The organism is Streptosporangium sp. NPDC000563 (assembly GCF_040299985.1).
In the GTDB taxonomy this organism is placed as follows: domain Bacteria; phylum Actinomycetota; class Actinomycetes; order Streptosporangiales; family Streptosporangiaceae; genus Streptosporangium.
In genome coordinates, this window is record NZ_JBEPDA010000044.1 from 1 (window position 1) to 25,560 (window position 25,560).

1 protein-coding gene is annotated in these 25,560 nt (G+C 74.6%); it reads left to right on the forward strand.

Going from position 1 to position 25,560, the window contains the following annotated elements; translation table 11 throughout:
• Window positions 1-227: 227 nt before the first annotated feature.
• A complete protein-coding gene (locus ABT352_RS39550; RefSeq protein ID WP_350950199.1) occupies window positions 228-25,547 on the forward strand; it encodes a type I polyketide synthase in 25,320 nt (8,439 codons plus the stop codon).
• Window positions 25,548-25,560: the final 13 nt, after the last annotated feature.

Genomic DNA, 25,560 nt, shown 5'->3' on the forward strand with positions numbered 1-25,560 from the left:
CGTCGTCGGTGTTGGCGGGGGTGTTGGCCTCGGGTGAGCCGCAGGTGGCGGTGCGTGGGGGTGAGGTGCGGGTGCCGCGTCTGGCGCGGGTGACGTCCGGCTCCGCTTCTGGTTTCGGGGGTGGGGGTGGTCTCGCGGATGGCTCGGGTCTTGGTGAGGGGGGTGGTTCTGTTCTGGTCGGTGGTTCTGATCTGGGTGAGGGCCGGGTCTGGGATCCGGAGGGGACGGTGTTGATCACTGGTGGTACGGGTGGTCTGGGGGGTTTGTTCGCGCGGCATGTGGTGGCCGAGCGTGGGGTGCGGCGTCTGCTGCTGGTGAGTCGGCGGGGGTTGGATGCTCCGGGTGCGGTGGAGTTGCGGGCGGAGTTGATCGCGCACGGGGTCGAGGTCACGGTCGCGGCGTGTGATGTGGCCGATCGGGATCAGGTGGCGGCGCTGCTGGCCGGGGTGCCGGAGGAACACCCGTTGACGGCGGTGATCCACACGGCGGGTGTGCTGGCCGATGGGACGATCCCGTCGTTGTCGGCCGAGGATCTGGATGTGGTGTTGCGGCCGAAGGTGGATGCGGCGTGGCATCTGCACGAGCTGACCCAAGACGAGGATCTGGCGGAGTTCGTGGTGTTCTCGTCGGTGGCGGGGACGTTCGGTGGGGCGGGGCAGGGCAACTACGCGGCGGCGAACGCGTTCTTGGACGCGTTGGCGGAGTATCGGCGCGGGCTGGGGCTGGCGGGGGTGTCGTTGGGGTGGGGTCCGTGGGAGCAGGGCGCGGGGATGACGGGTGGGTTGGACGAGGTTCAGGCGCGTCGGTTGACGCGTGCGGGGATGTCGGCGATCACGCCGGAGCAGGGTGTGGTGTTGTTCGAGGCGGCGATCGGTTCCGGTGGGCCGGCTGTGGTGCCGGTGCGGTTGGATCTGGCGGCGGTGCGGGCGGGTGGTGAGGTGCCGCACCTGCTGCGCGGACTGGTGCGGGGGGTCCGCAGGTCGGCGGTGTCCGGGATGGCGTCGGCCGTGGCCGGTGACGGCGCGCTGGTGGGACGACTGATCGGGGTGGAGCCCGCCGAGCGTGTCCGGCTCCTGGTGGACCTGGTGCGTACCGAGGTGGCACTGGTGCTGGGGCACACCTCGCCGAAGGCGGTGGACGTCCGGCGGGAGTTTCGGGAGTTGGGCTTCGACAGCCTGACCGCGGTGGAGCTGCGCAATCGGCTGAACACGGTGACCGGGCTGCGCCTGCCGGCCACGCTGGTCTTCGACCATCCCACGCCCGCCGTGCTGGCCGAGTTCCTGCTGGAGGAGGCGCTGGGCGAGCGGGACGTCGCCGTCCCGGCCACGATCACGCCGGTCGCCGACGACCCGGTCGTGATCGTCGGGATGGGCTGCCGCTATCCGGGTGGCGTCACCTCGCCGGAGGACCTGTGGCGGTTGGTGGCGGAGGGCCAAGACGCGATCACGGGATTCCCGGTCAACCGCGGCTGGGACCTGGAGGCGCTCTACCACCCGGACGCCGACCACGCGGGCAGCTCGTACACCAGAAAGGGCGGCTTCCTGCACGACGCGGCGGAGTTCGACGCGGACTTCTTCGGGATGAGCCCGCGGGAGGCGCTCGCGACGGACGCGCAGCAGCGCCTGTTGCTGGAGACCTCCTGGGAGGCCGTCGAACGGGCGGGAATCGACCCGGCCACGCTCCGGGGCAGCCGGACGGGCGTGTTCGCCGGGGTGATGTACACCGACTACAGCGGGATCCTGGGCGCGGGCGAGTTCGAGGGCTATCGGGGTACCGGGACCGCCGCGAGCGTCGTCTCCGGCCGGGTGTCCTACACGCTGGGCCTGGAGGGTCCGGCGGTGACGGTCGACACCGCCTGCTCGTCCTCGCTGGTCGCGGTGCATCTGGCCGCACAGGCACTGCTCTCGGGGGAGTGCGAGCTCGCCCTGGCCGGCGGTGTGACCGTGATGGCCACGCCCGGGGCCTTCGTGGAGTTCTCCCGGCAGCGAGGGCTGTCCGCCGACGGGCGATGCAAGTCGTTCGCGGACGGCGCGGACGGCGTGAGCTGGGCCGAGGGCGTCGGGGTGCTGGTGCTTGAGCGCCTGTCGGACGCCCGGCGCAACGGCCACGACGTGCTGGCGGTGGTACGGGGCTCGGCGGTGAACCAGGACGGCGCGTCCAACGGTCTGACCGCGCCGAACGGCCCCTCGCAGCGGCGGGTGATCCGTCAGGCCCTGGCCGGAGCTCGACTGTCGGCGTCCGAGGTGGACGTGGTGGAGGGGCACGGGACCGGCACCACCCTGGGCGACCCGATCGAGGCGCAGGCGCTGCTCGCCACCTACGGCCAGGACCGGCCGCAGGACCGGCCGCTGCTGCTGGGTTCGATCAAGTCGAACATCGGCCACACGCAGGCGGCCGCCGGTGTCGCGGGCGTGATCAAGATGATCATGGGGATGCGGCACGGCGTCGCGCCCAGGACCCTGCACGTCGACGCGCCGTCCTCGCACGTGGACTGGGCCGCGGGTGCGGTGGAGCTGCTGGCCGAGGCGCGGGAGTGGCCCGAGACGGGTCACCCGCGCCGGGCCGCCGTGTCGTCGTTCGGCTTCAGCGGCACCAACGCCCACCTCATCATCGAGCAGGGCATCGAACAGGACGGCGCCGAGGTGACCCCGTCGGCCGACGGGTCGCCGACGACGGGCCTGCCGCTGCCGCTGCCGCTGCCGGTCTCCGGCAGGACGGAGGGGGCGGTGCGGGCGCAGGCCGCGCGGCTGCTGTCCCACCTGGAAGGCCGTCCCGAGGCGTCCCTCGCCGATATCGCGTTCTCGCTGGTGACCACTCGTTCCCTCTTCGAGCACCGGGCCGCCGTGCGGGCCGAGGACCACGCCGGAGCGCTGGCCGGGTTGCGTGCGCTGGCCGGCGGCCTGACCGCGCCGGGAGTCGTACGAGGCCAGGCCAAGGACGATCTGAGGCCGGCGTTCCTGTTCACCGGCCAGGGCGCCCAGCGAGTGGGCATGGGCCTGGAGACCTACGAGCGGTTCCCGGTGTTCGCCGAGGCGCTCGAAGGCGTGCTCGCGGCGCTGGCTCCCCGGATGAGTCCGCACCTGGACCGGCCGCTGCGGGAGGCGCTCTTCTTCAACGCCGAACTGCTCGACCGCACGGCGTACACGCAACCGGCGCTTTTCGCCCTTGAGGTCGCGCTGTACCGGCTGGTGGAGTCGTGGGGCGTACGCCCGGCCGCGCTGGCGGGGCACTCGATCGGGGAACTCGCCGCGGCGCACGTCGCCGGGGTTCTGACACTGGAGGACGCCTGCGCGCTGGTCGCCGCGCGGGGCCGGTTGATGCAGGCGCTCCCCGCAGGTGGCGCGATGGTGGCGATCCAGGCGAGTGAGGAGGAGATCCGTCAGGCGCTGGCCGGGCGCGAGGACGAGGTGTCCGTCGCGGCGGTGAACGGCCCCGCGTCGGTGGTGATCTCCGGGGTCGAGGCCGCGGTGCTGGAGGTCGCCGCCGGGTTGGCCGCCCAGGAGCGCAGGACCAAGCGGCTGCGGGTGTCGCACGCGTTCCACTCTCCGTTGATGGAGCCGATGCTCGAGGAGTTCAGGGCGGTCGCCGAGACGGTGTCGTACGCACCTCCTCGGATCCCGATGATCTCCAACGTGACCGGCGGGTTCGTCACGGACGAGGTGTGCTCCCCCGGCTACTGGGTGCGGCACGTGCGGGAGACCGTCCGGTTCCGCGACGGTGTGCGGGAACTGCACGGGACGGGCGTGACCGCGTTCCTGGAGATCGGGCCGGACGGCGTGCTGACCGCGATGGCCCAGGACGCCCTCCCCGAGGAGGCCGAAGCGCTGCTGCTGCCCGTGTTGCGCGGCGACCGCGGCGAGGGCGCCGCCCTCATGACCGCGCTGGCCGAGCTGCACGTGAACGGCGTGCGTGTCGACTGGCCGGCCCTGCTGCGCGGGGCCCGCCGGGTGGACCTGCCGACGTACGCGTTCCAGCACGAGTCGTTCTGGCCGGAGCCGCCGCCCGTCGCGAACGAGGCGGTCGCCGATCCGGCCGACGCGCGGCTCTGGGACGCGGTCGGGCGCGGTGACGCCGGGGACGTGGCCGCGATCCTCGGCCTGCGCGACGAGCACGCCGCCTCGCTGGACGCCCTGCTCCCGGCCCTGTCGTCGTGGCGGCGGAGCCGGAGCGAGGTGGCGACGCTCGACTCCTGGCGCTACCGGGTGGAGTGGAAGCCCCGCCGTACGCCCCCTCTCGCCGTGCTGGCGGGCACCTGGCTGGTCGTGACCGCCGACGGGATTCAGGACGGCGACGTGGTGGCCGCGCTGGAGGGTCACGGGGCACGGGTGGAACGGCTCGTGCTGGAGGGGACGGACACCGATCCCGCGTCGCTCGCGGCCCGGCTCGGGGAACCGGACGAGATCTCCGGTGTGGTGTCGATGCTCGCGTCCTCGGAGGCGCCCGTCGCGGACGGCGGGGCGGTGCCGAGCGGTCTCGCGCTCACGGTCGTGCTCCTGAGGGCGCTCGGCGACGCGGAGATCGGCGCGTCGCTGTGGTGTGTCACCCGTGGCGCCGTGTCCGCGGCTCCCGGCGATCGGGTGACCCGTCCTGTGCAGGCGCAGGTGTGGGGCATGGGCCGGGTCGCGGCCCTGGAGCATCCGGAGCGCTGGGGCGGTCTGGTCGACCTGCCCGAGGTCGTCGAGGGGCGTTGCGCCCAGGGGCTGGCGAGCGTGCTGGCGGGCCTGGACGGCGAGGACCAGGTGGCGGTGCGGGCATCGGGCGTGTTCGGGCGGCGGTTGCGGCGTCACCCCGCCGCGTTCGGCCAGGCCGGTTCGACCGGTGCCGCCGTGCGGGGTTCCGGCGGTGCGGCGTCGGGTTCCGGTGCGCTCGTGCCGGGTTCCGGTGATACGGCGTCGGGTTCCGGTGCTGTCGTGTCGGGTTCCGGCGGTGGGGTGTCGGGTTCCGGACCCGCCGGGTTGGGCTCCGGTGGCACGGTGCTGATCACCGGTGGGACCGGCGCCCTCGGCGCGGCCACCGCGCGGTGGCTGGTACGCGGCGGCGCCACGCGTCTCGTGCTGACCGGCCGGCGCGGCATGGACGCCCCCGGGGCGCCGGAGCTGCGCGACGAGCTGCTGGCGCTGGGTGCCGAGGTGAGCGTCGCCGCCTGTGACGTGGCCGACCGCGACGCGCTCGCCGCCCTGCTCGCCACGATCCCGGCCGAGTACCCGCTCACCGGGGTCGTCCACGCGGCCGGGGTGGGGCAGGCCGTCGCACCCCTTGAGCGGGCGGACGCCGCGACCCTCGCCGAGGTGACGACGGCGAAGGTGGCCGGTGCCGCCAACCTGGACGACCTGCTCGGGGATCGCGAGCTCGACTTCTTCGTGCTGTTCTCCTCGATCGCCGGGGTGTGGGGCAGCGCGGGGCAGGGCGCCTACGCGGCGGCCAACGCCTACCTCGACGCGCTGGCCGAGCACCGGCACGCGCGAGGTCTCGCCGCGACGTCGGTGGCCTGGGGCGCGTGGGCGGAAGCGGGCATGGCCGTCGCGGGGGACCTCGCGAGGGACACCGCAGGAGACAGCGCAGGGGACGCTGCCGCGACGGGAAACACGGTTGCGGCGGACGACACGGCAGGGCAGGGGAACGCCGGGGGCGCTGGGGGCGCCGAGGGGATGGCCGCGGAGGGGGGCATGGCCGGTTACCTGCGCAGGCGCGGTCTGGCCCTGCTGCCCCCCGACATCGCGGTCGGCGAGCTGAACCGGGCGGTCGGCGGCAGGGACGCGGTGGTGACGGTCGCCGACGTCGACTGGGACCGGTTCTATCCGATCTTCACCTCGACCCGGCCCAGCAATCTGTTCGGCGAGCTCGCGGAGGTGAGGACGCAGCGCGAGAGCGAGGACGGGCCGGGGGTCTCCGGCGACCCGGAATTCGTCGCGCGGCTACGTGGCCTGACCGACAAGGAGCGTCGGCGTGAGCTGCTGAACCTGGTACGCGCCGAGGTGGCGGCCGTGCTGGGACACGCCTCGGCCGAGACGGTCTCCGAGCGGCGCGCCTTCCGAGAGCTGGGCTTCGACTCGCTCACCGCGGTGGAGCTGAGAAAGCGGCTCGTCGCGGTGACCGGTCTGGCGTTGCCGAGCACGCTGGTGTTCGATCACCCGAATCCGGCCGCGCTGGTGGAGTTCCTGCGGTCGCGGGTCGCGGGCGCGGAGGACGGCGAGAACGGCGAGAACACAGCCGGAGGCTCCATCGCCGTCCGTGCCGACGAGCCGATCGCGATCATCGGGATGGCCTGCCGCTTCCCCGGCGGCGTCGCCTCTCCGGAACAGCTGTGGGAACTGGTGACCGAGGGGGGCGACGCGATCTCCGGGTTCCCCGCGGGCCGGGGCTGGGACGCGGAAGGGCTCTACGACCCCGACCCCGATCACTCCGGCACGACCTACTCGGTCGAAGGGGGGTTCCTGCACGACGCCGGCGACTTCGACCCCGGGTTCTTCGGTATCTCACCGCGCGAGGCGCTGACCATGGACCCGCAGCAGCGGCTGCTGCTGGAGACCGCGTGGGAGGCCATCGAGCGGGCCGGCATCGATCCCGTCACGCTGCGCGGCCACTCCACCGGCACGTTCATCGGCTCCAGCTACCAGGAGTACGGCTCGGACTCCGCCGACGCCGAGGGGCACCAGGTCACCGGCACCATCCCGAGCGTGCTGTCGGGCCGGCTGTCGTACGTACTGGGCCTGGAAGGTCCTGCGGTCACGGTCGACACGGCGTGCTCGTCGTCGCTGGTGGCGCTGCATCTGGCCTGCCAGTCGCTGCGCGAGGGCGAGAGCTCGCTCGCCCTGGCGGGCGGCGTGACGGTGATGACCACCCCGGCGGCCTTCGTGGCGTTCAGCCGCCAGCGGGCGCTCGCCGCCGACGGCCGGTGCAAGGCGTTCTCCGACGCGGCCGACGGGATGAGCCTGGCCGAGGGGGTCGGCCTGCTCCTGGTGGAGCGGCTGTCGGACGCGCGGCGCAACGGCCACCCGGTCCTCGCGGTGGTGCGCGGTTCCGCGATCAACCAGGACGGCGCGTCCAACGGACTGACCGCGCCGAACGGTCCCTCACAGCAGCGGGTGATCCGCAGGGCGCTCGCGGGCGCGCGGCTGTCGGCGGCCGAGGTCGACGCGATCGACGCGCACGGCACGGGGACCGGCCTGGGCGACCCCATCGAGGCTCAGGCACTCCTCGCCACGTACGGGCAGGACAGGGAGCGGCCGCTGCTGCTCGGGTCGGTCAAGTCGAACATCGGCCACACCCAGTCCGCGGCGGGCGTGGCCAGCGTGATCAAGATGGTCATGGCGATGCGGCACGGGACGCTGCCCAGGACGTTGCACGTGGGCACGCCGTCGTCCCACGTGGACTGGACGGCGGGCGCGGTCGAGCCGCTGACCGAGGCCACCCCGTGGCCGGAGACCGGAAGGCCGCGCCGGGCCGCCGTGTCCTCCTTCGGGATCAGCGGCACGAACGCCCACACGATCCTCGAACAGGCGCCGGACGCGGAGGAGCCGGTCGGCGAGGTCGCGCTCGCCGGTCCCGACGACCGTGCGGATTACGCGGCCGCGGAATCCGTTCCCGTTCCCACTCTCGGCGCGGTGCCGTGGGTGGTGTCGGGCAGGACGGCGGAGGCGCTGCGCGCGCAGGCGCGACGGCTCGCCGACCACGGTGTCGATCAGGGGGCCGGCCGCGGTGAGCTCGATCCGGCCGCGGTGGGCTTCTCGCTGGTGACGTCGAGGTCGGCGTTCGAGCACCGCGCGGTCGCGGTGGGCGGTGACCGCGAGTCGCTCTCCGCCGCGATGAGCGCGGTGGCCGCGGGCGAGCCCGCGCCGGGTGTGATCCAGGGCGTGGCGGACGCCGAGGGCAAGACGGTCTTCGTCTTCCCCGGCCAGGGCGCGCAGTGGGCCGGTATGGGCGCCCGGCTGCTTGAGCAGTCCCCGGTGTTCGCCGAACGCGTCGCCGAGTGCGCCCTCGCCCTGAGCCGGTACGTCGACTGGTCGCTGATCGACGTGCTGCGCCAGACGGAGGGGGCGCCGTCGCTGGACCGGGTGGACGTCGTGCAGCCGGTGTCGTTCGCGGTGATGGTCTCGCTCGCGGCGATGTGGCGCGCTCACGGGGTGGAGCCCGACGCGGTGATCGGGCACTCCCAGGGGGAGATCGCCGCCGCCTGCGTGGCGGGCGCGCTCTCCCTGGACGACGCCGCGAGGGTGGTGGCGGTGCGCAGCCAGGCCATCGCGCGGCGGCTGGCCGGCGCCGGAGGGATGATGTCGGTTTCGCTTCCGCTGCCCGACGTCGAGGAGAGGCTGCGTCCCTGGGCCGAGCGGATCTCGGTCGCGGCGGTCAACGGGCCGCGTTCGGTCGTGGTGTGCGGCGATCCCGGCGCGCTCGACGAGCTGTCGGAGCGGTTGACCGAGGAGGGGGTGCGCGCCAGGCGGGTCGCGGTCGACTACGCCTCGCACTCGGCCCATGTCGAGCGGCTCCAGGAGGAGCTGCCGCGAGCCCTGTCGGGGATCCGGCCGGAGCGGGCCGAGGTTCCCTTCCTGTCCACGGTGACCGGGGAGTGGCTGGACGGCACGGAGCTGGACGCGGGCTACTGGTACCGCAACCTGCGCCGAGCCGTCCGGTTCGAACCCGCGGTGCGGTCCCTGCTGGCCGAGGGACACCGGGCGTTCATCGAGGTCAGCCCGCACCCGGTGCTGACGGGCGCGATCCAGGAGACGGCCGAGGAGGCGGGCGGGACCTCGGCGGTGGTCGCCGGGACTTTGCGCCGCGACCAGGGCGGCACGGAACGCTTCCTCACCTCCCTGGCGGAGGTGTTCGTACGCGGCGTGCCGGTCGACTGGCGAACGGTCTTCGACGGCACGGGCGCCCGCCGGGTGGAACTGCCGACGTACGCGTTCCAGCGGGAACGGTTCTGGATACAGCGCGCCGAGGCGCCGGCGGCCGGTGCGGCGGACCCGGCGGACGAGCGGTTCTGGGCGGCGGTGGAGCGGGAGGACCTCGACTCGCTCGCTTCCGGACTGGACGTGGGCGCCGGGGCACTCGCCGAGGTGGTACCCGCGCTGTCGTCCTGGCGTCGCCGGCAGCGGGCCCGGTCCACCGTGGACTCCTGGCGCTACCGCGTCGCCTGGCGGCCGGTGACCGACCTCGCCTCCGCCTCCCTGTCGGGCACGTGGCTGCTCGTCACCCCGGAGGGCGTTGAGGGTGACGACGTCGCCGACGCGCTCACCGCGCACGGCGCGCGGGTCCGCAGGGTCGCGCTCGACGAGTCGTGCACCGACCGCGCCCTGCTGGCACGCGTGCTGACCGGCCCGCCGTCCGGGACGCCCGGCGATGCCGGGGGGCCGGACGCCTCGCCAGGCGAGAGAGAACACATCTCCGGCGTCGTGTCCCTGCTCGCCCTCGCCGAGCGGCCCGCCGACCGCTACCCGGAGCTGGCCGTCGGCCTGGCACTCACCGTCGCGCTCGTGCAGGCCCTGGGCGACGCGGAGATCGACGCGCCCCTGTGGTGCCTCACCACGGGCGCGGTCTCCACCGGCCGGTCGGACCGGGTGACCAACCCCTTCCAGGCGCAGGTCCACGGCGTGGGCTGGACGGCCGCGCTGGAGCACCCGCGACGCTGGGGCGGGATGGTCGACCTGCCGGGGACGCTCGACCAGCGCGCGGCGCGGCGCCTGGCGAGCGTCCTCGCGGGCGGTGGCGGCGAGGACCAGCTCGCGATCAGGACCTCGGGCGTGTTCGCCAGACGGGTGGTGCCGGCACCGGCGGCCGACCGGAAACCGGCGCGCGGGTGGACGCCACGCGGGACCACCCTGGTGACCGGCGGCACGGGAACGCTCGCCCCCCACCTGGCCCGCAGGCTCGCGGCCGAGGGGGCCGAGCATCTGGTGCTGACCAGCCGGCGCGGCATGGACGCCCCCGGCGCGGCCGAACTGCTGGCGGAGCTGGCCGCACTCGGCACGACCGCGACGATGACGGCGTGCGACGTGTCCGACCGCGACTCCGTCGCCGACCTGCTCGCGGGGCTGCGGGCGGAGGGCCACGTCGTCCGTACGGTGGTGCACGCCGCCGCCTCCATCGAGCTGCACACGCTGGACGACACCACCGTCGAGGCGTTCGCCGAGGTGGTGCGGGCCAAGGTCCTCGGCGCCCGGCACCTGGACGAGTTGCTGGACGCCGACGAGGTCGAGGCGTTCGTCCTGTTCTCCTCGACGGCGGGGATGTGGGGCAGCGGGCGGCACGCGGCGTACGTGGCGGGCAACGCCTACCTCGGCGCGCTGGCGGAGAACCGGCGCGCCAGAGGGCTGCCGGCCACGTCGATCTCCTGGGGCATCTGGTCGGACGACCGCGAACTCGGCCGGGTCGATCCCGAGCAGATCCTGCGCAGCGGGCTCGTGTTCATGGAGCCGGACCTGGCGCTCGAGGGGTTCAGGCAGGCGCTGGACGGTGAGGAGACCGTGCTCGCGATCGCCGACGTGGACTGGGAGCGGTACTTCCCCGTCTACACCTCCGCCCGGCCGAGCCGGCTGTTCGGCGAGGTGCCCGCCGTACGGCGGCTGACCGAGGCCGCGGAGCGTCCGGCGGTCGCCGCGGGCGACGGGGAGTTCGTCACCCGGCTGCGCGGGCTGCCCGCGTCCGAGCGGGACCGGCTGCTGCTGGAGCTGGTGCGCGGCCAGGCGGCGACCGTACTGGGTCACTCCTCGGCCGACGCCGTCGCCGAGCGGCAGGCGTTCCGCGACATGGGCTTCGACTCGGTCACCGCGGTCGACCTGCGCAACCGGCTCGCCGCTGCGACGGGCCTCGCGCTGCCCAGCACGCTGGTGTTCGACCACCCGAACCTGGAGGCGCTCGCGGGATACCTGCGCGCCGAGATCGCCGGGGTGCGGGCCGTTCCCGTCGCCGTGGCAGGTCCCGCGCGGGCCGCCTCGGACGAGCCGATCGCGATCATCGGGATGGCCTGCCGCTACCCGGGCGGGGTTCGCTCCCCCGAGCGGCTGTGGCAGGTCGTCCTCGACGGGGTCGACGCGATCTCCGGGTTCCCCGGCGACCGCGGCTGGGACGCGGACGGGCTCTACGACCCCGATCCGGGCCGGCCGGGAAAGACGTACTCCACCTGGGGCGGCTTCCTGCACGACGCGGCGGAGTTCGACGCCGACTTCTTCGGGATCTCGCCGCGCGAGGCACTCGCGATGGACCCGCAGCAGCGGCTGCTGCTGGAGACGGCCTGGGAGGCCGTCGAACGGGCCGGGATCGCCCCCTCGTCGCTGCGCGGCAGCCTGACCGGCACCTTCGTCGGGGCCAGCTACCAGGACTACGCCCTGGCGATGGCCGGCGGCAGAGAGGGCCTGGAAGGCCATCTGATCACCGGCACCATCTCCAGCGTGCTGTCCGGCCGGGTGTCGTACCTGTTCGGTCTTGAGGGCCCGGCCGTCACGCTGGACACCGCGTGCTCGTCGTCGCTGGTGGCGCTGCACATGGCCTGCCAGTCGCTGCGCGACGGTGAGAGCTCGCTCGCGCTCGCCGGTGGGGTGACCGTGATGTCCACCCCCGACGCCTTCATCGGGTTCAGCAGGCAGCGGGCGATGGCCCCCGACGGCCGGTGCAAGGCGTACTCCGACTCGGCGGACGGGATGAGCCTGGCCGAGGGGGTCGGCCTGCTGCTGGTGGAGCGGCTGTCCGACGCCGAGCGCAACGGGCACCCGATCCTCGCGGTCGTCCGAGGGTCGGCGATCAACCAGGACGGCGCGTCCAACGGGCTGACCGCGCCGAACGGTCCCTCGCAGCAGCGGGTGATCAGGCAGGCGCTGGCCAACGCGGGGATCTCGGCGGCGGACGTCGACGCGGTGGAGGGCCACGGGACCGGTACGGCGCTGGGCGACCCGATCGAGGCGCAGGCGCTGCTCGCGACCTACGGTCAGGACCGGGACCGCCCGCTCCTGCTGGGATCGGTCAAGTCCAACATCGGGCACACCCAGATGGCCTCCGGTGTCGCGGGCGTGATCAAGATGGTCATGGCGATGCGGCACGGCCTGCTGCCCAGGACGCTGCACGTGGACGCCCCGTCCTCGCACGTGGACTGGTCGAGCGGCGCGATCGAGCTGCTCACCGAGCCGAGGGAGTGGGTGCGGGCGGGGCGTCCGCGCCGGGCCGCGGTGTCGTCGTTCGGGCTCAGCGGCACCAACGCCCACGCGGTGCTGGAGGAGGCGCCGCCGGTCGCCGAGCGGGTCGGGCAGGCCGCACCCGTCGTCGTCCCCGTGCTGGTGTCTGGCAAGAACGACCAGGCCCTGCGCCACCAGGCGGAACGGCTGCTGTCGCTGCTTGAGGAGTCGCCGCATCTCCACCCCGCCGACGTCGCCCTCTCCCTGGCGACCTCGCGCTCCCACCTCGACCGGCGCGCGGCGCTCGTCGGACGGGACCGCGAGGAGATCGTCGACGGGTTGCGGGCGCTGGCGGAGGAGCCGCAGGACGGCGCCGTCGTCGCGGGGGGCGTCGCGGGGACCGTCATCCACGGCGGCGCGGTCCACGGCTCCCTCGCCTTCATGTTCACCGGCCAGGGCGGCCAGCGCGCGGAGATGGGCCGCGAGCTGTACGGTCGCTTCCCCGCGTTCGCGGACGCGCTCGACGAGGTGCTCTCCCACCTGGACGCGGACCTGGACCGCCCGCTGCGCGAGGTGCTGTTCGCCCCGGCCGGTACGGCACAGGCCGCCCTGCTGCACGAGACCGGCTACACCCAGCCGGCGCTGTTCGCCTTCGAGGTGGCCCTGTTCCGGCTGCTCGAATCGTGGGGGGTGCGGCCCGACCACCTCACCGGCCACTCGGTCGGGGAGATCGCCGCGGCGCACGCCGCCGGCGTGCTCCCGCTGCCGGACGCGTGCACCCTGGTGGCGGCCCGCGCACGCCTGATGCAGGCGCTGCCCACGGGCGGGGCGATGATCGCCCTGGAGGCCCGCGAGGAGGAGGTGCTCCCGCTGCTGGCCGGCCGCGAGCACGAGGTGTCGATCGCGGCGGTCAACGGCCCGGCCTCGCTCGTCGTCGCCGGCGAGGAGGACGCCGTCCAGCAGATCGCGGCGCGGCTCGCCGCCGGAGGACGCAGGACCAGGCGGCTCCAGGTCTCCCACGCCTTCCACTCCCCTCGGATGGAGGCGATGCTCGACGACTTCGGCCGGGTCGCTCGCGGCCTGTCGTACGCGCCTCCGCGGATCCCGGTCATGTCGAACGTGACCGGCGAGCCGGCGACCGCGGAGCAGCTCTGCTCGCCCGACTACTGGGTGGAGCACGTCCGCAGGCCGGTCCGCTTCGGCGACGGCGTGCGCCGGCTCGCGGAGCAGGGCGTCGTCACCTTCCTCGAACTCGGTCCCGACGCGGTGCTCACCGCGATCGCCGCCGACTGCCTCGCCGACCGCGCGGACGTCCGGACGATCCCCACGGCGCGCGGGGACCGGGGCGAGGAGCAGCCCCTCACGGCCGCGATGGCCCGCCTGCACACCCTGGGCGTCACCGTGGACTGGCGGGAGTTCTTCGCCGGTACCGGCGCCGAGACGGTCGACCTGCCGACCTACACCTTCCAGCGCCGCCGGTTCTGGCCGGAGGCGCGGGCGGCGGCCGTGCCGGCGTCCTCGGGGGCGGAGGACACCTACTTCTGGGACGCGGTGGAACGCGGTGACGTGGCGACGCTGGCGGAAGGGCTGGGGGTCGACGGCGGCACGCTGGAGACGCTGCTGCCCGCGCTGTCCTCGTGGCGCCGCCACCGGTGGGAGCACTCGGCCGTGGACGGCTGGCGGTACCGGTCCGTCTGGAAGCCGCTGCCCTGGTCACCGCCCGCCTCGCCCTCCCCTGACGCGGGAGCCCGGTTGCTCGTGGTGATCCCCCGGGGGTACGCGGACGAGGAGTGGGTGACCTCGCTGGCGGGCGCGCTGGGCGCGGAGGCCGACCGGATCGAGGTCGGGGAAGACGACCGGGCTGCGCTGGCCGTACGGGTACGGGAGCTGTGCTCCGCAGGACCCCGGCCGGTCGGGATCGTGTCCCTGCTCGCCCTGGACGAGCGCGACCTCACCGGCCATCCCGGGGTTCCCGCGGGTCTGGCGCTCACGGTCACCCTGGCGCAGGCCCTCGGCGACGCCAGGGCCGAGGCACCCCTGTGGTGTGTGACCCGGGGCGCGGTGTCGGTGGGACGCTCGGAACGGGTGTCCCGGCCGCTGCAGGCCGCCGTGTGGGGTCTCGGCAGGTCCGTGGCGCTGGAGCAGCCGCATCTGTGGGGCGGCCTGGTCGACCTGCCGGAAAGTCTCGACCCGGGCACGATCTCCCGCCTGGCCGGCGTGCTGTCCGGCATCCGGGGCTCCGGCATCGAGGGCGAGGACCAGCTCGCCGTACGCACCCCGGGGGTATACGGCCGCCGCCTGGTGCACGCCCCGATCGGCGAGAATCCCGTCGCGCGGGAGCTCACCCCGCCGGGCACGGCCCCGATCGGCCCGGGCACCGTACTCGTCACCGGAGGCACCGGCGCCCTCGGGGCACGCGTCGCCCGCTGGGCGGTCCGCGCGGGTGCCGCGCACGTCCTGCTGGTCGGCCGACGCGGGCCGGACGCCCCGGGCGCGGCCGAACTGCGGGACGAGCTGACCGGCCTCGGCGCCGAGGTCGACCTCGTGGCCTGCGACGTCGCCGACCGCGACGCGCTGGCCGCCGTACTGGCCGGCATCCCGGAGGACCGGCCGCTGAGCGCGGTCTTCCACGCGGCGGGCGTGGTCGACGACGGGGTACTCGACGGACTGACGCCCGAACGCCTCTCGTCGGTGCTGAGGTCGAAGACGGCCGCCGCGCTCAACCTGCACGAGCTGACCGAGCACCTGGACCTGCCGGCGTTCGTGCTGTTCTCCTCCACCTCCGCCACCTTCGGCTCGCCGGGGCAGGCCAACTACGCGGCCGCGAACGCCGTGCTCGACGCGCTGGCCGAGCATCGGCGGGCGCGAGGTCTCGCGGCGACGTCGATCGCCTGGGGGCCGTGGGCCGGGGCCGGCATGGCGGCGGACGCCGCCGGCGTGGAGAGCCGGATGCGCAGGGCCGGCCTGGAGATGATGTCCCCCGACCTGGCGATCCACGCGCTGCGGCAGGCGATCGAGCAGGACGACACGACGCTGACCGTCGCCGACGTCGACTGGTCCCGATTCGTCGGCGCCTTCGCCGCGATCCGGCACAACCCGCTGGTGAGCGACCTGCCCGAGGTCGCCGCGGCCGCCGCGGTGGCGGACGCGGGGGCGATCGGCGCCGGAGGGGACGGGGCCGCCACGACCGAGCCGGCGTTCCGGCGGCGGCTGGCCGGGCTGCCCGCCGCCGAGCGGGGCCGGGCCGTCCTGGACCTGCTGCGCGGCTGCGTGGCCGCCGTGCTCGGCCACGCCGACGCCGACGGCATCGCACCGGACCGCCCCTTCAGGGAGCTGGGCTTCGACTCGCTCACCACCGTCGAGCTGCGCAACGTGCTGGCGGCGACGACAGGGCTCACCCTGCCGGCGACGCTGGTGTTCGACTATCCCGCCCCGAGCGCGCTGGCGGACTTCCTGCTGGCCGAGCTGCTCGGCTCGATGTCGCAGGAGGGTACGGCCGCCCGCACGCCGGCCGTGGTCGCCCGCGCCGACGAGGGCGATCCCATCGTGATCGTCGGCATGAGCTGCCGGTTCCCCGGCGGGGTGAGCTCCCCCGAGGAGCTGTGGCGGCTGCTGGTGGACGGGAGAGAGGGCCTCTCCCCGTTCCCCGACGATCGGGGATGGGACCTGGAGGCGCTCGCGGCGGGGCTGTCGTCCACGAACGTCGGCGGCTTCCTGCGGGACGCGACCGAGTTCGACGCCGAGTTCTTCGGCATCTCGCCCCGTGAGGCGCTCGCGATGGACCCGCAGCAGCGCCTGGTCCTGGAGGCGTCCTGGGAGGCGCTGGAGCGGGCGGGCATCGACCCCCTCGACCTGCGAGGCCGCGACGGCGGGGTCTTCGTGGGCACCAACGGCCAGGACTACGTCGGCCTGCTGAAGGGCTCCGACGCCGACGTGCAGGGGCACGTGGCCACCGGCACCACGGCGAGCGTCATGTCGGGACGGCTCTCCTACACGCTGGGGCTGGAAGGACCCGCCGTCACCGTCGACACCGCGTGCTCGTCCTCCCTGGTCGCCCTCCACTGGGCCGCGCAGGCCCTGCGCGGCGGGGAGTGCTCACTGGCGCTGGTGGGCGGCGTCTCGGTGATGTCGAGCCCGGACTCGTTCGTCGAGTTCAGCGTCCAGGGCGGCCTCGCCCCGGACGGGCGGTGCAAGGCGTTCTCCGACTCGGCCGACGGCACCGGCTGGTCGGAAGGCGTCGGAGTGCTCGTGCTGGAACGCCTGTCGGACGCGCGGCGCGAGGGGCATCCGGTCCTCGCCGTCGTCCGCGGTTCCGCGGTGAACCAGGACGGCGCCTCCAACGGGCTGACCGCGCCGAACGGCCCCTCGCAGCAGCGGGTGATCCGGCAGGCCCTCGCCGTGGCGGGGCTGTCCCCGGCCGAGGTCGACGCGGCCGAGGCGCACGGTACCGGTACGGCGCTGGGCGACCCGATCGAGGCGCAGGCCCTGCTGGCGACGTACGGTCAGGAGCGGGACCACCCGCTGCTGCTGGGGTCGATCAAGTCCAACCTCGGCCACACGCAGGCGGCGGCGGGCGTCGCCGGTGTGATCAAGATGGTGCTCGCGATGCGGCACGGCCTGCTGCCCAGGACGTTGCACGTCGAGACGCCGGCGTCGCACGTGGACTGGTCGTCCGGGGCGGTGGAGCTGCTCACCGAGGCCAGACCGTGGACGCGGCAGGACCGGCCGCTGCGGGCCGGTGTCTCCGCCTTCGGGATCAGCGGCACCAACGCCCACGTCATCCTGGAGCAGGCGCCCCCGGACGAGTGGTTCTCCGACGAGCGCTCTTTCGGCGAGCCGTCTCTCGACGGGCGGACCTCCGGCGAAAGGTCCCTCGCTGAGCGGCCTGCCGGCGAAGGGCTCCTCGACGAGCGGCCTCTCGACAAGCGGTCCCTCGGCGGGCGGGGCGAAGGGCGGCTGCCCGAGCCGCTCGGCGGGCCGAGGGTCCCCGCGGTCGTGCCGTGGGTCGTCTCCGGCCGGACCAGGCAGGCGCTGCGAGCCCAGCTCGATCGGCTGCCGGCCGCCGACTCCGGCCTCGACCCGGTGGACGTCGGCTACTCGCTGGCGAGCCGGTCGATGTTCCGGCACCGCGCGGTGCTGCTGGCCACCCCGGACGGTACGTCGGAGATCGCGCGTGGCGAGGCCACCGCGGTCGCGGGCAGGTCGGCGATGCTGTTCGCGGGGCAGGGCTCCCAGCGCCCCGGCATGGGCCGGGAGCTGTACGCCAGGTTCCCCGTGTTCGCGCAGGCACTGGACGTGGTGCTCGCGCAGTTCGACGTCGAGCTCGACCAGCCGCTGCGGACGATCCTGTTCGCCGAGGCGGGCTCCGCCGAGGCCGAGCTGCTCGACCGGACCCAGTGGACGCAGCCCGCGCTGTTCGCGGTCGAGGTGGCCCTGTTCCGCCTGGCGGAGTCGTGGGGGCTGCGCCCGGACCTGGTGGCGGGCCACTCGATCGGCGAGATCGCCGCGGCGCACGTCGCCGGTGTGCTGACGCTGGCGGACGCGTGCACCCTGGTCGCCGCGAGAGGGCGTCTGATGCAGGCGCTGCCGGCCGGGGGCGCGATGGTCTCCGTGCAGGCGGGCGAGGAGGAGGTCGTGGCGATGCTCGCCGGACGCGAGCACGAGGTGTCGATCGCCGCGGTCAACGGGCCGTCCGCGGTGGTGATCGCCGGGGCGGAGGGGCCGGTCGTCGAGATCGCCGCCCACTTCGCGGCCGAGGGTCGCAAGACCACCCGGCTCGCCGTCGCTCACGCGTTCCACTCGCCGTTGATGGACCCCATGCTGGAGGAGTTCCGCCGGGCCGTACGAGGGATCGGCTTCTCACCGCCGGCCATCCCGCTCGTCTCCGGCCTGACGGGCGAGCCGGTCGCCGTCGAACGGCTCTGCTCACCCGGCTACTGGGTCGACCACGCCCGGCAGGCGGTCCGCTTCGCCGACTGCGTGCGCACCCTGCGCGGTTCCGGCGTGAGCACGTTCGTCGAACTCGGCCCGGACGGCGTGCTGTCCGCGATGACCCAGCACTGCCTCGCGGCCGACGACACCGAGACCGGCACCCTGGTCGTGCCGCTGCTGCGCAAGGACCGCGGCGAGGAGTCGTCGGTCGTGGACGCGCTGGCCAGGCTGCACGTCCACGGGATCGTGGTGGACTGGCGGTCCCTCTTCACCGGATGCGGCGCGCGCCGCGTCGACCTGCCCACCTACCCCTTCCAGCGCCGCAGGTACTGGCCGGAGGCCGCCGTGCGGGGCGGAGGTCCGGTGGGGGACCCGGTGGACGCCGAGTTCTGGGCCGCGATCGAGCGTGCGGACCTGACGTCCGTGGCGGCCACGCTGGATCTGGAGGCGGAGTCGCTGTCGACGGTGCTTCCCGCGCTGTCGACCTGGCGCCGCGCGCGCCGCGAGCGCACCCTCGTGGACTCCTGGAGCTACCGGGTGGCGTGGAAGCCCCTGGACGCCGTGCCGTCCGCCGTCCCTTCGGGGAGGTGGCTGGTGGCCGTGCCGGCGGGCCTGCCCGAGGAGGGGAGCTGGGCGGAGGTCCTCGACGCCGTGGGCGCCGCCCTGGGTGACCCCGGCGCGCTGACACGTGTGGACGTCACGAGTGCCGACCCCGTGCGGCTCGCCGAACTGCTCGATGCTCCCGACGGCCAGGCGCCGGTGGGGGTGATCTCCCTGCTCGCACTCGCCGGGACAGGTGGTGTGGGTCTAACCGAGGCCGGTCTAACCGAGGCCGGTCTAACCGAGGCCGGTCTGTCCGAGGGCGGCCCGACCGGGGACGGTCTGCCTGAGGGCGGCCTGCCCGGGCTGGCGTTCACGGCCGCGCTGGTGCGGGCGCTGGGCATCGCCGGTCTCGACGCGCCGCTGTGGTGCGTCACCCGGGGCGCGGTGTCGGTGGGCCGGTCCGACGCCCCGCCGAGCCCTGAGCAGGCCGCGGTCTGGGGCCTCGGCCGGGTGGCGGCGCTGGAGCACCCCCGGCGCTGGGGCGGCATGATCGACCTGCCGGGACAGCTCGACCGGCGGGCCGTCGCCAGGTTCGCCGGCGTGCTGGCCGGCGGTCCCGACGGCGAGAGCGAGGTCGCCGTGCGCGCCTCGGGAGTGTTCGGCCGCAGGCTCGTGCCGGCTCCCGCCGGGGACGCCGGCCGCTCCTGGCGACCTCGCGGCACGGTGCTGGTCGCCGGGGACACGGGAGTCTCCGGCGAGCGCGTCGCCCGCTGGCTGGCCGACGCGGGCGCCGACCGGGTCGTACTGGCCGGGCGTCCGGTCCCGGCCCAGGCCGGGGAGACAGGGGAGACCTGGGAGGCCGGCGAGTTCGCGGGCCGGGGGGAATCCCCGGAACCGCTGGAGGCCGCCGACCGGGTGGAGGCGGGAGAGACCGCCGCCCCGATGGAGCTCGGGGAACCACGGGAGAGCACCGGTCGGGCGGAACCCGCCGACGCCGATCCCCGGGTGACGATCAGGCACTGCGACCTCGCGGACCGGGAGGCCGTGGCCGCCCTGCTGGCGGAGTTCCCGCCGGACGCGGTCGTCTACGCCGAGGAACCGGCCGGGGCCGCCCCCCTCGAAGGGGCCGAGCCCGCACACCTCGCCGAGACCGCCACGGCCCACGTCGCGGGGGCGCTCCACCTGGACTCCCTGCTGGAAGGCCGGGAGCTGGACGCGTTCGTGCTGTTCTGCTCGCTCGCCGGAGTCTGGGGGGTCGCCGGCCGGGGGGCCGCCGCCGCCGCGGAGGCGGTGCGGGACGCGCTGATCGAGGCGCGCCGCGCCCGGGGCGCGGTGGGGACCGCCGTGTCCTGGGCGGCCTGGGCCGACGGCGGCGTGACCGCGGACAGGGGAATGGACCTGCACCTGCGGGCGAACGGGCTGCCCGCCCTCGCGCCCGACCTCGCGCTCGGCGCACTGGGCCGGGCCGTCGCGAACGGCGAGGGTGCGGTGACGGTCGCCGACGTGGAGTGGGACCGGTTCGCCCCGGCCTTCCTCGCGCTGCGGCCGACCTCGCTGCTGGACGAGCTGCCCCAGGCGAGGAAGGCGATCGAGGCGGCGGGCGGCGCCCGCGACGGCGAGCCCACCGTGGCGGCCGAACTCCGTGAGCGTCTTCTCGGGCTGCCCGCGGCCGAGCGTACGCCCCTCGTCCTCGAACTGGTCGTGGCCAGAGCGGCCTCGGTCCTCGGGCACGCGGACAGCGCCGAGATCGAGGCCGACCGGGCCTTCCGCGACTTCGGATTCGACTCCCTCACCGCGGTCGACCTGCGCAACCAGCTCAACGCCGCGACCGGACTGACCCTGCCGGCCACCCTCGTCTTCGACCACCCGACCCCGGTGGACCTCGCGGGACACCTGGCGGGTCTGATACTCGGCGAGGAGAGCCCCGACGAGGGCGGCCTCGGTGAGGGGAGCCCGGCGTCCGTACCGGCCGCGCTCACGGACGACCCGATCGTCATCGTCGGCATGAGCTGCCGCTACCCGGGCGGCGTCCGCTCGCCGGAGGACCTGTGGCGGCTGGTCACCGAGGGGGCGGACGCGGTCGGCGCGTTCCCCGCCGACCGGGGCTGGGACCTGGCCACGCTGTCCGGCGGGGACGCCGAAGGACGCGGCCGCAGCACGGCGGCCGGAGGCGGCTTCCTGTACGACGTCGCCGACTTCGACCCGGGCTTCTTCGGCATCTCGCCCCGTGAGGCGATGGTGATGGACCCGCAGCAGCGGCTGGTGCTCGAAGCCGCCTGGGAGGCGTTCGAACGGGCGGGCATCGACCCCGCCGGCCTGCGGGGCGGCGACGTGGGCGTCTACGTCGGCGCCACCGGCGGCGACTACCGGCCGCCCCGCGACCACCACGGCCACGCGCAGACGGCACAGGCGGCCAGCGTGATCTCCGGCCGGCTCTCCTACACCTTCGGCCTGGTGGGCCCCTCGGTGACCGCGGACACCGCGTGCTCCTCGTCGCTGGTGGCGTTGCACCTCGCCGCGCAGGCACTGCGGTCGGGGGAGTGCTCGCTCGCTCTCGCCGGCGGCGTCACCGTGATGTCCACCCCGGTGGGTTTCGTGGAGTTCGGCGAGATGGGGGCGCTCTCCCCGGACGGCCGGTGCAAGGCGTTCTCCGACGCCGCCGACGGCACGGGCTGGGCGGAGGGCGTCGGCATGCTCGTCGTCGAACGGCTGTCGGACGCCAGGCGCAACGGCCACCGCGTGCTCGCGGTCCTGCGCGGTTCCGCCGTCAACCAGGACGGCGCCTCCAACGGGTTCACCGCGCCGAGCGGTCCTTCGCAGCGCAGGGTGATCCACCGCGCCCTCGCCGGTGCCCGGCTGACCCCGTCCGAGGTGGACGTGGTGGAGGCGCACGGCACGGGCACCAGGCTGGGCGACCCGATCGAGGCGCAGGCCCTGCTGGAGACCTACGGGCAGAACCGCGAGCGGCCGGTGCTGCTCGGGTCGATCAAATCCAACATCGGCCACACGCAGGCCGCGGCCGGAGTCGCCGGACTGATCAAGATGGTGATGGCCATCAGGCACGGGGTGGCGCCGAGGACGCTGCACGTGCAGGCGCCGTCGTCGCACGTGGACTGGTCGGCGGGCGCGGTGGAACTGCTCACCGAGGCGCGGCCGTGGCCGGACTCCGGGCGCCCACGCCGGGCGGGCATCTCGTCCTTCGGAGCCACCGGCACGAACTCCCATGTGATCATCGAGGAGGCGCCTCCGGCCGACGTCGCCGGGGTGTCCGAGGCCGTCGAGCCGTCGGGGTTCCACCGGGCACCCTCCGCCGACCTCGGCGAAGCGCCGGGGGCGGCCCCGGCACTCAACGGGACGTCCGCCGGACATCTCGCGGACCAGGCCGAGACGGTTCCCCGCCTCCTGCCGGTCCCGCTGTCGGCGAAGACCCCGGCCGCGGTGCGGGCACAGGCGCGGCGCCTGCTCGACCACCTCGCCGAACACCCGGACCTCGGCCTGGCCGACCTCGCCTACTCCCTCGCCACCACCCGGTCGAGCTTCAGGCAGCGACTCGTCGTCCTGGCCGGCAGCCGTACGGAGCTGCTGGACGGTCTGCGGGCGGCGGCGGACGAAACCCCGGCCCCGCATGTGCTCGACGGCGCTCTCGGGCGACCGGGCAGGACGGCGTTCCTGTTCACCGGCCAGGGCAGCCAGCGGCCGGAGATGGGCCGCGAGCTGTACGACAGGTTCCCGGTCTTCGCCGACGCGCTCGACGCCGTGCTGGCGCAGCTGGACGCCAGGCTGGACCGCCCGCTGAGGGAGATCCTCTTCGCCCCGGCGGGAACCCCCGAGGCCGAGCTGCTCGACGGGACCGGGTGGGCACAGCCGGCGCTGTTCGCGGTCGAGGTGGCCCTGTTCCGCCTGCTGGAGTCGTGGGGTCTCACCCCTGACGTGCTGATCGGACACTCGGTCGGCGAACTGGCCGCGGCGCACGTCGCGGGCGTGCTGTCCCTCGGGGACGCCTGCGCGCTGGTGGCGGCGAGGGGCGCGCTCATGGCGGCGCTTCCGGCCGGCGGCGCGATGGTCGCCGTCCAGGCGGGCGAGGAGGAGGTGCTGCGGGCGCTGTCCGGGTACGAGGGACAGGTCTCCGTCGCCGCGGTCAACGGCCCGGAATCCGTGGTGATAGCCGGGGCGGAGCGGGCGGTGCTCGACGTGGCCGGCACTCTGGCCGACAGCGGTCACAGGACGAGGCGCCTGCGGGTCTCGCACGCGTTCCACTCGCCGCTGATGGAGCCGATGCTGGCGGACTTCCGCGCGGTCGCCGAAGGCGTCTCCTACTCCGAGCCGCGCATCCCGGTGATCTCGAACGTCACCGGCGGCGCCGTCACGGCCGAGCTGTGCTCTCCGGACTACTGGGTGACACACGTGCGGAACGCCGTACGGTTCGCCGACGGGATCCGGGCGGCGCACGAGGCGGGGGTGACCCGCTACATCGAGATCGGCCCGGACGGAACCCTCACCGCGATGGCACGGGAGACCGTCACCGCCGAGGCCGAGCTGGTCTCCCTGCTGCGCAGGGACCGAGACGAGCACCGGACCGTCCTCACCGCCCTCGCCCGGCTGCACGTGCACGGGATGAGCCCCGACTGGACCTCGGTCCTCGCCGACACGGGCGCCCGGCAGGTGGACCTGCCGACGTACGCGTTCCAGCACGAGCGGTTCTGGCCCGACGCCGGTCACCCGGGCCCGGCCCGCGCGGCGGACCGGAACGGCACGGCGGATTCGACGGCGGACCCGGTGGACGCCGAGTTCTGGGCGGCCGTCGAGGAGGAGGACTCCAAGGCGCTGGCGTCGCGGCTCGACGTGGACGGCGACGCGCTGACCAAGGTGCTGCCGGCGCTGTCGTCGTGGCGCCGGGAGCGGCGCCGGAAGTACACGATGGACTCCTGGCGGTACCGGATCGCCTGGAAGCCTCTCACCGGTGACGGCGCGGCCGCACCCGGCCGGAGCTCGCGGACCGGTCCGGCCGGCCCGTGGCTGGTGGTGCTGCCCGAGGAACTGCGCGCCGACGCCTGGACGGGCTCGGTGATCGACGCGCTCGGTGCCGACGTGGTCCGCGTTGAGGTGGCCGACCTCGCCGCGGTGCCTTCGGGCCGGGCCGCGCTGGCGGAGCGGCTGGGCTCGCTCGCCGGCGACCGGCCGCTCGCCGGAGTGGTCTCGTTCCTGGCGTTGCGGGAGTCCGCGGGCGCCGGGAACCTGGGGAATGCCGGGAGCCTCGGGCACACAGTGCTTCCCGACGGCCTGGCCCTCACGACGTCGCTGATCCAGGCGCTGGGCGACGCCGGTGTCGAAGCGCCGCTGTGGTGCCTCACCCGGGGCGCTGTCGCGGCCGAGCCCGGCGAGGCCCTGCGCGATCCGGCTCAGGCCGCGATCTGGGGTCTCGGCCGGGTCGCCGCGCTGGAGCACCCGCAGCGATGGGGCGGCCTGATCGACCTGCCGGAGGGGTTCGACCGGGAAGCGGCGCGGCGACTCGCGAGCGTGCTGGCCGGTCTGGACGGCGAGGACCAGATCGCCGTCCGGGCCTCCGGCACGTACGCCCGGCGGCTGGTGCAGGACCCGGCGGGCCAGAGCGGCGAGCCCGGCGAGTGGACGCCGTCGGGAACCGTACTCATCACCGGTGGCACCGGCGCGCTCGGCGGACACCTGGCCCGCTGGCTGGCCCGGCACGGCGCGGAGCACCTGGTGCTGGTCAGCCGACGAGGGATGGAGGCCCCCGGGGCCGCCGAACTGCGCGACGAGGTGTCGGAGCTGGGCGCCCGGGTGACCGTCGCGGCCTGCGACGCGGCCGACCCGGACGCGCTCGCCGCCGTGCTGGCCGACATCCCGGCCGAGTTCCCGCTCACCGGTGTGGTGCACGCCGCCGGCGTGGTCGACGACGGCGTGGTGGACGGCCTGACCAGGGAACGGTTCGAGACGGTGTTCCGGGCCAAGGTGGCACCGGCGGTCGTGCTGGACGAGCTGACGCGGGACATGGATCTGCCGGTGTTCGTGCTGTTCTCCTCCGCGGCGGGGACGCTCGGCACCCCCGGCCAGGGCAACTACGCCGCCGCCAACGCGGTGCTGGACGGCCTGGCGGAGCGGCGCCGCGAACGCGGGGCCGCGGCCACGGCGGTGGCGTGGGGCGCCTGGGCCGGCGGCGGCATGGCGGAGGTGGCCGCGGCGCAGGAGGCGTCCCGGCGCATGGGCGTACGCCCGATGGACCCCGAACTCGCGGTCGCCGCGTTGAGCGGCCTCGTCGCCGGCGGTGAGCCGATCGCGGTGGTCGCCGACATCGAGCACGAGCGGTTCGTCCGCTCCTACACGGCGGGACGGCCCAGCCGGCTGCTGTGCGAGCTGCCGGGATACCGTGAGCTGGTCGAGTCGGAGGGTTCGGCGCAGGAGACCTCACGGTCGGCGTCCGCCCTGCGGGACAGGCTGGCCGTCCTCGCGGGACCCGAACGGCTCGGTGTGCTGCTCGACGTGCTGCGCGATCAGATCGCGATGGTCCTCGGGCACTCGGGTCGCGAGGTGATCGGCGCCGACCAGGCGTTCAGGGACCTCGGATTCGACTCCCTCAGCGCGATCGAGCTGCGAAACCGGCTCACGGCCTCGACGGGGCTGAAGCTGCCCTCCACGCTGATCTTCGACTATCCGACCCCGCAGGCCCTCGCCGAACACGTGATCGCCCAGCTTCTGCCGGAGACGGGCGCGGCCTCGGGCATGAACGGCGTGAACGGTGGCGGCGAGGAGGAGGCGCGGGTCCGGGCGCTGTTCGCGTCACTGTCCATGGCGAGGCTGCGGGAGATCGGCGTGCTGGACGCGCTGCTGCACCTGGCCGGTGACCAGCAGAGTCCTGTCGACGACGATGCCGACGAGGACGCGGGCGACGCGCTCGACGCGATGGGACTCGACGAGCTGGTGCGGGCGGCCCTTGAGGGTGGAGGCCAGTAGGGCGGAGTCGGCA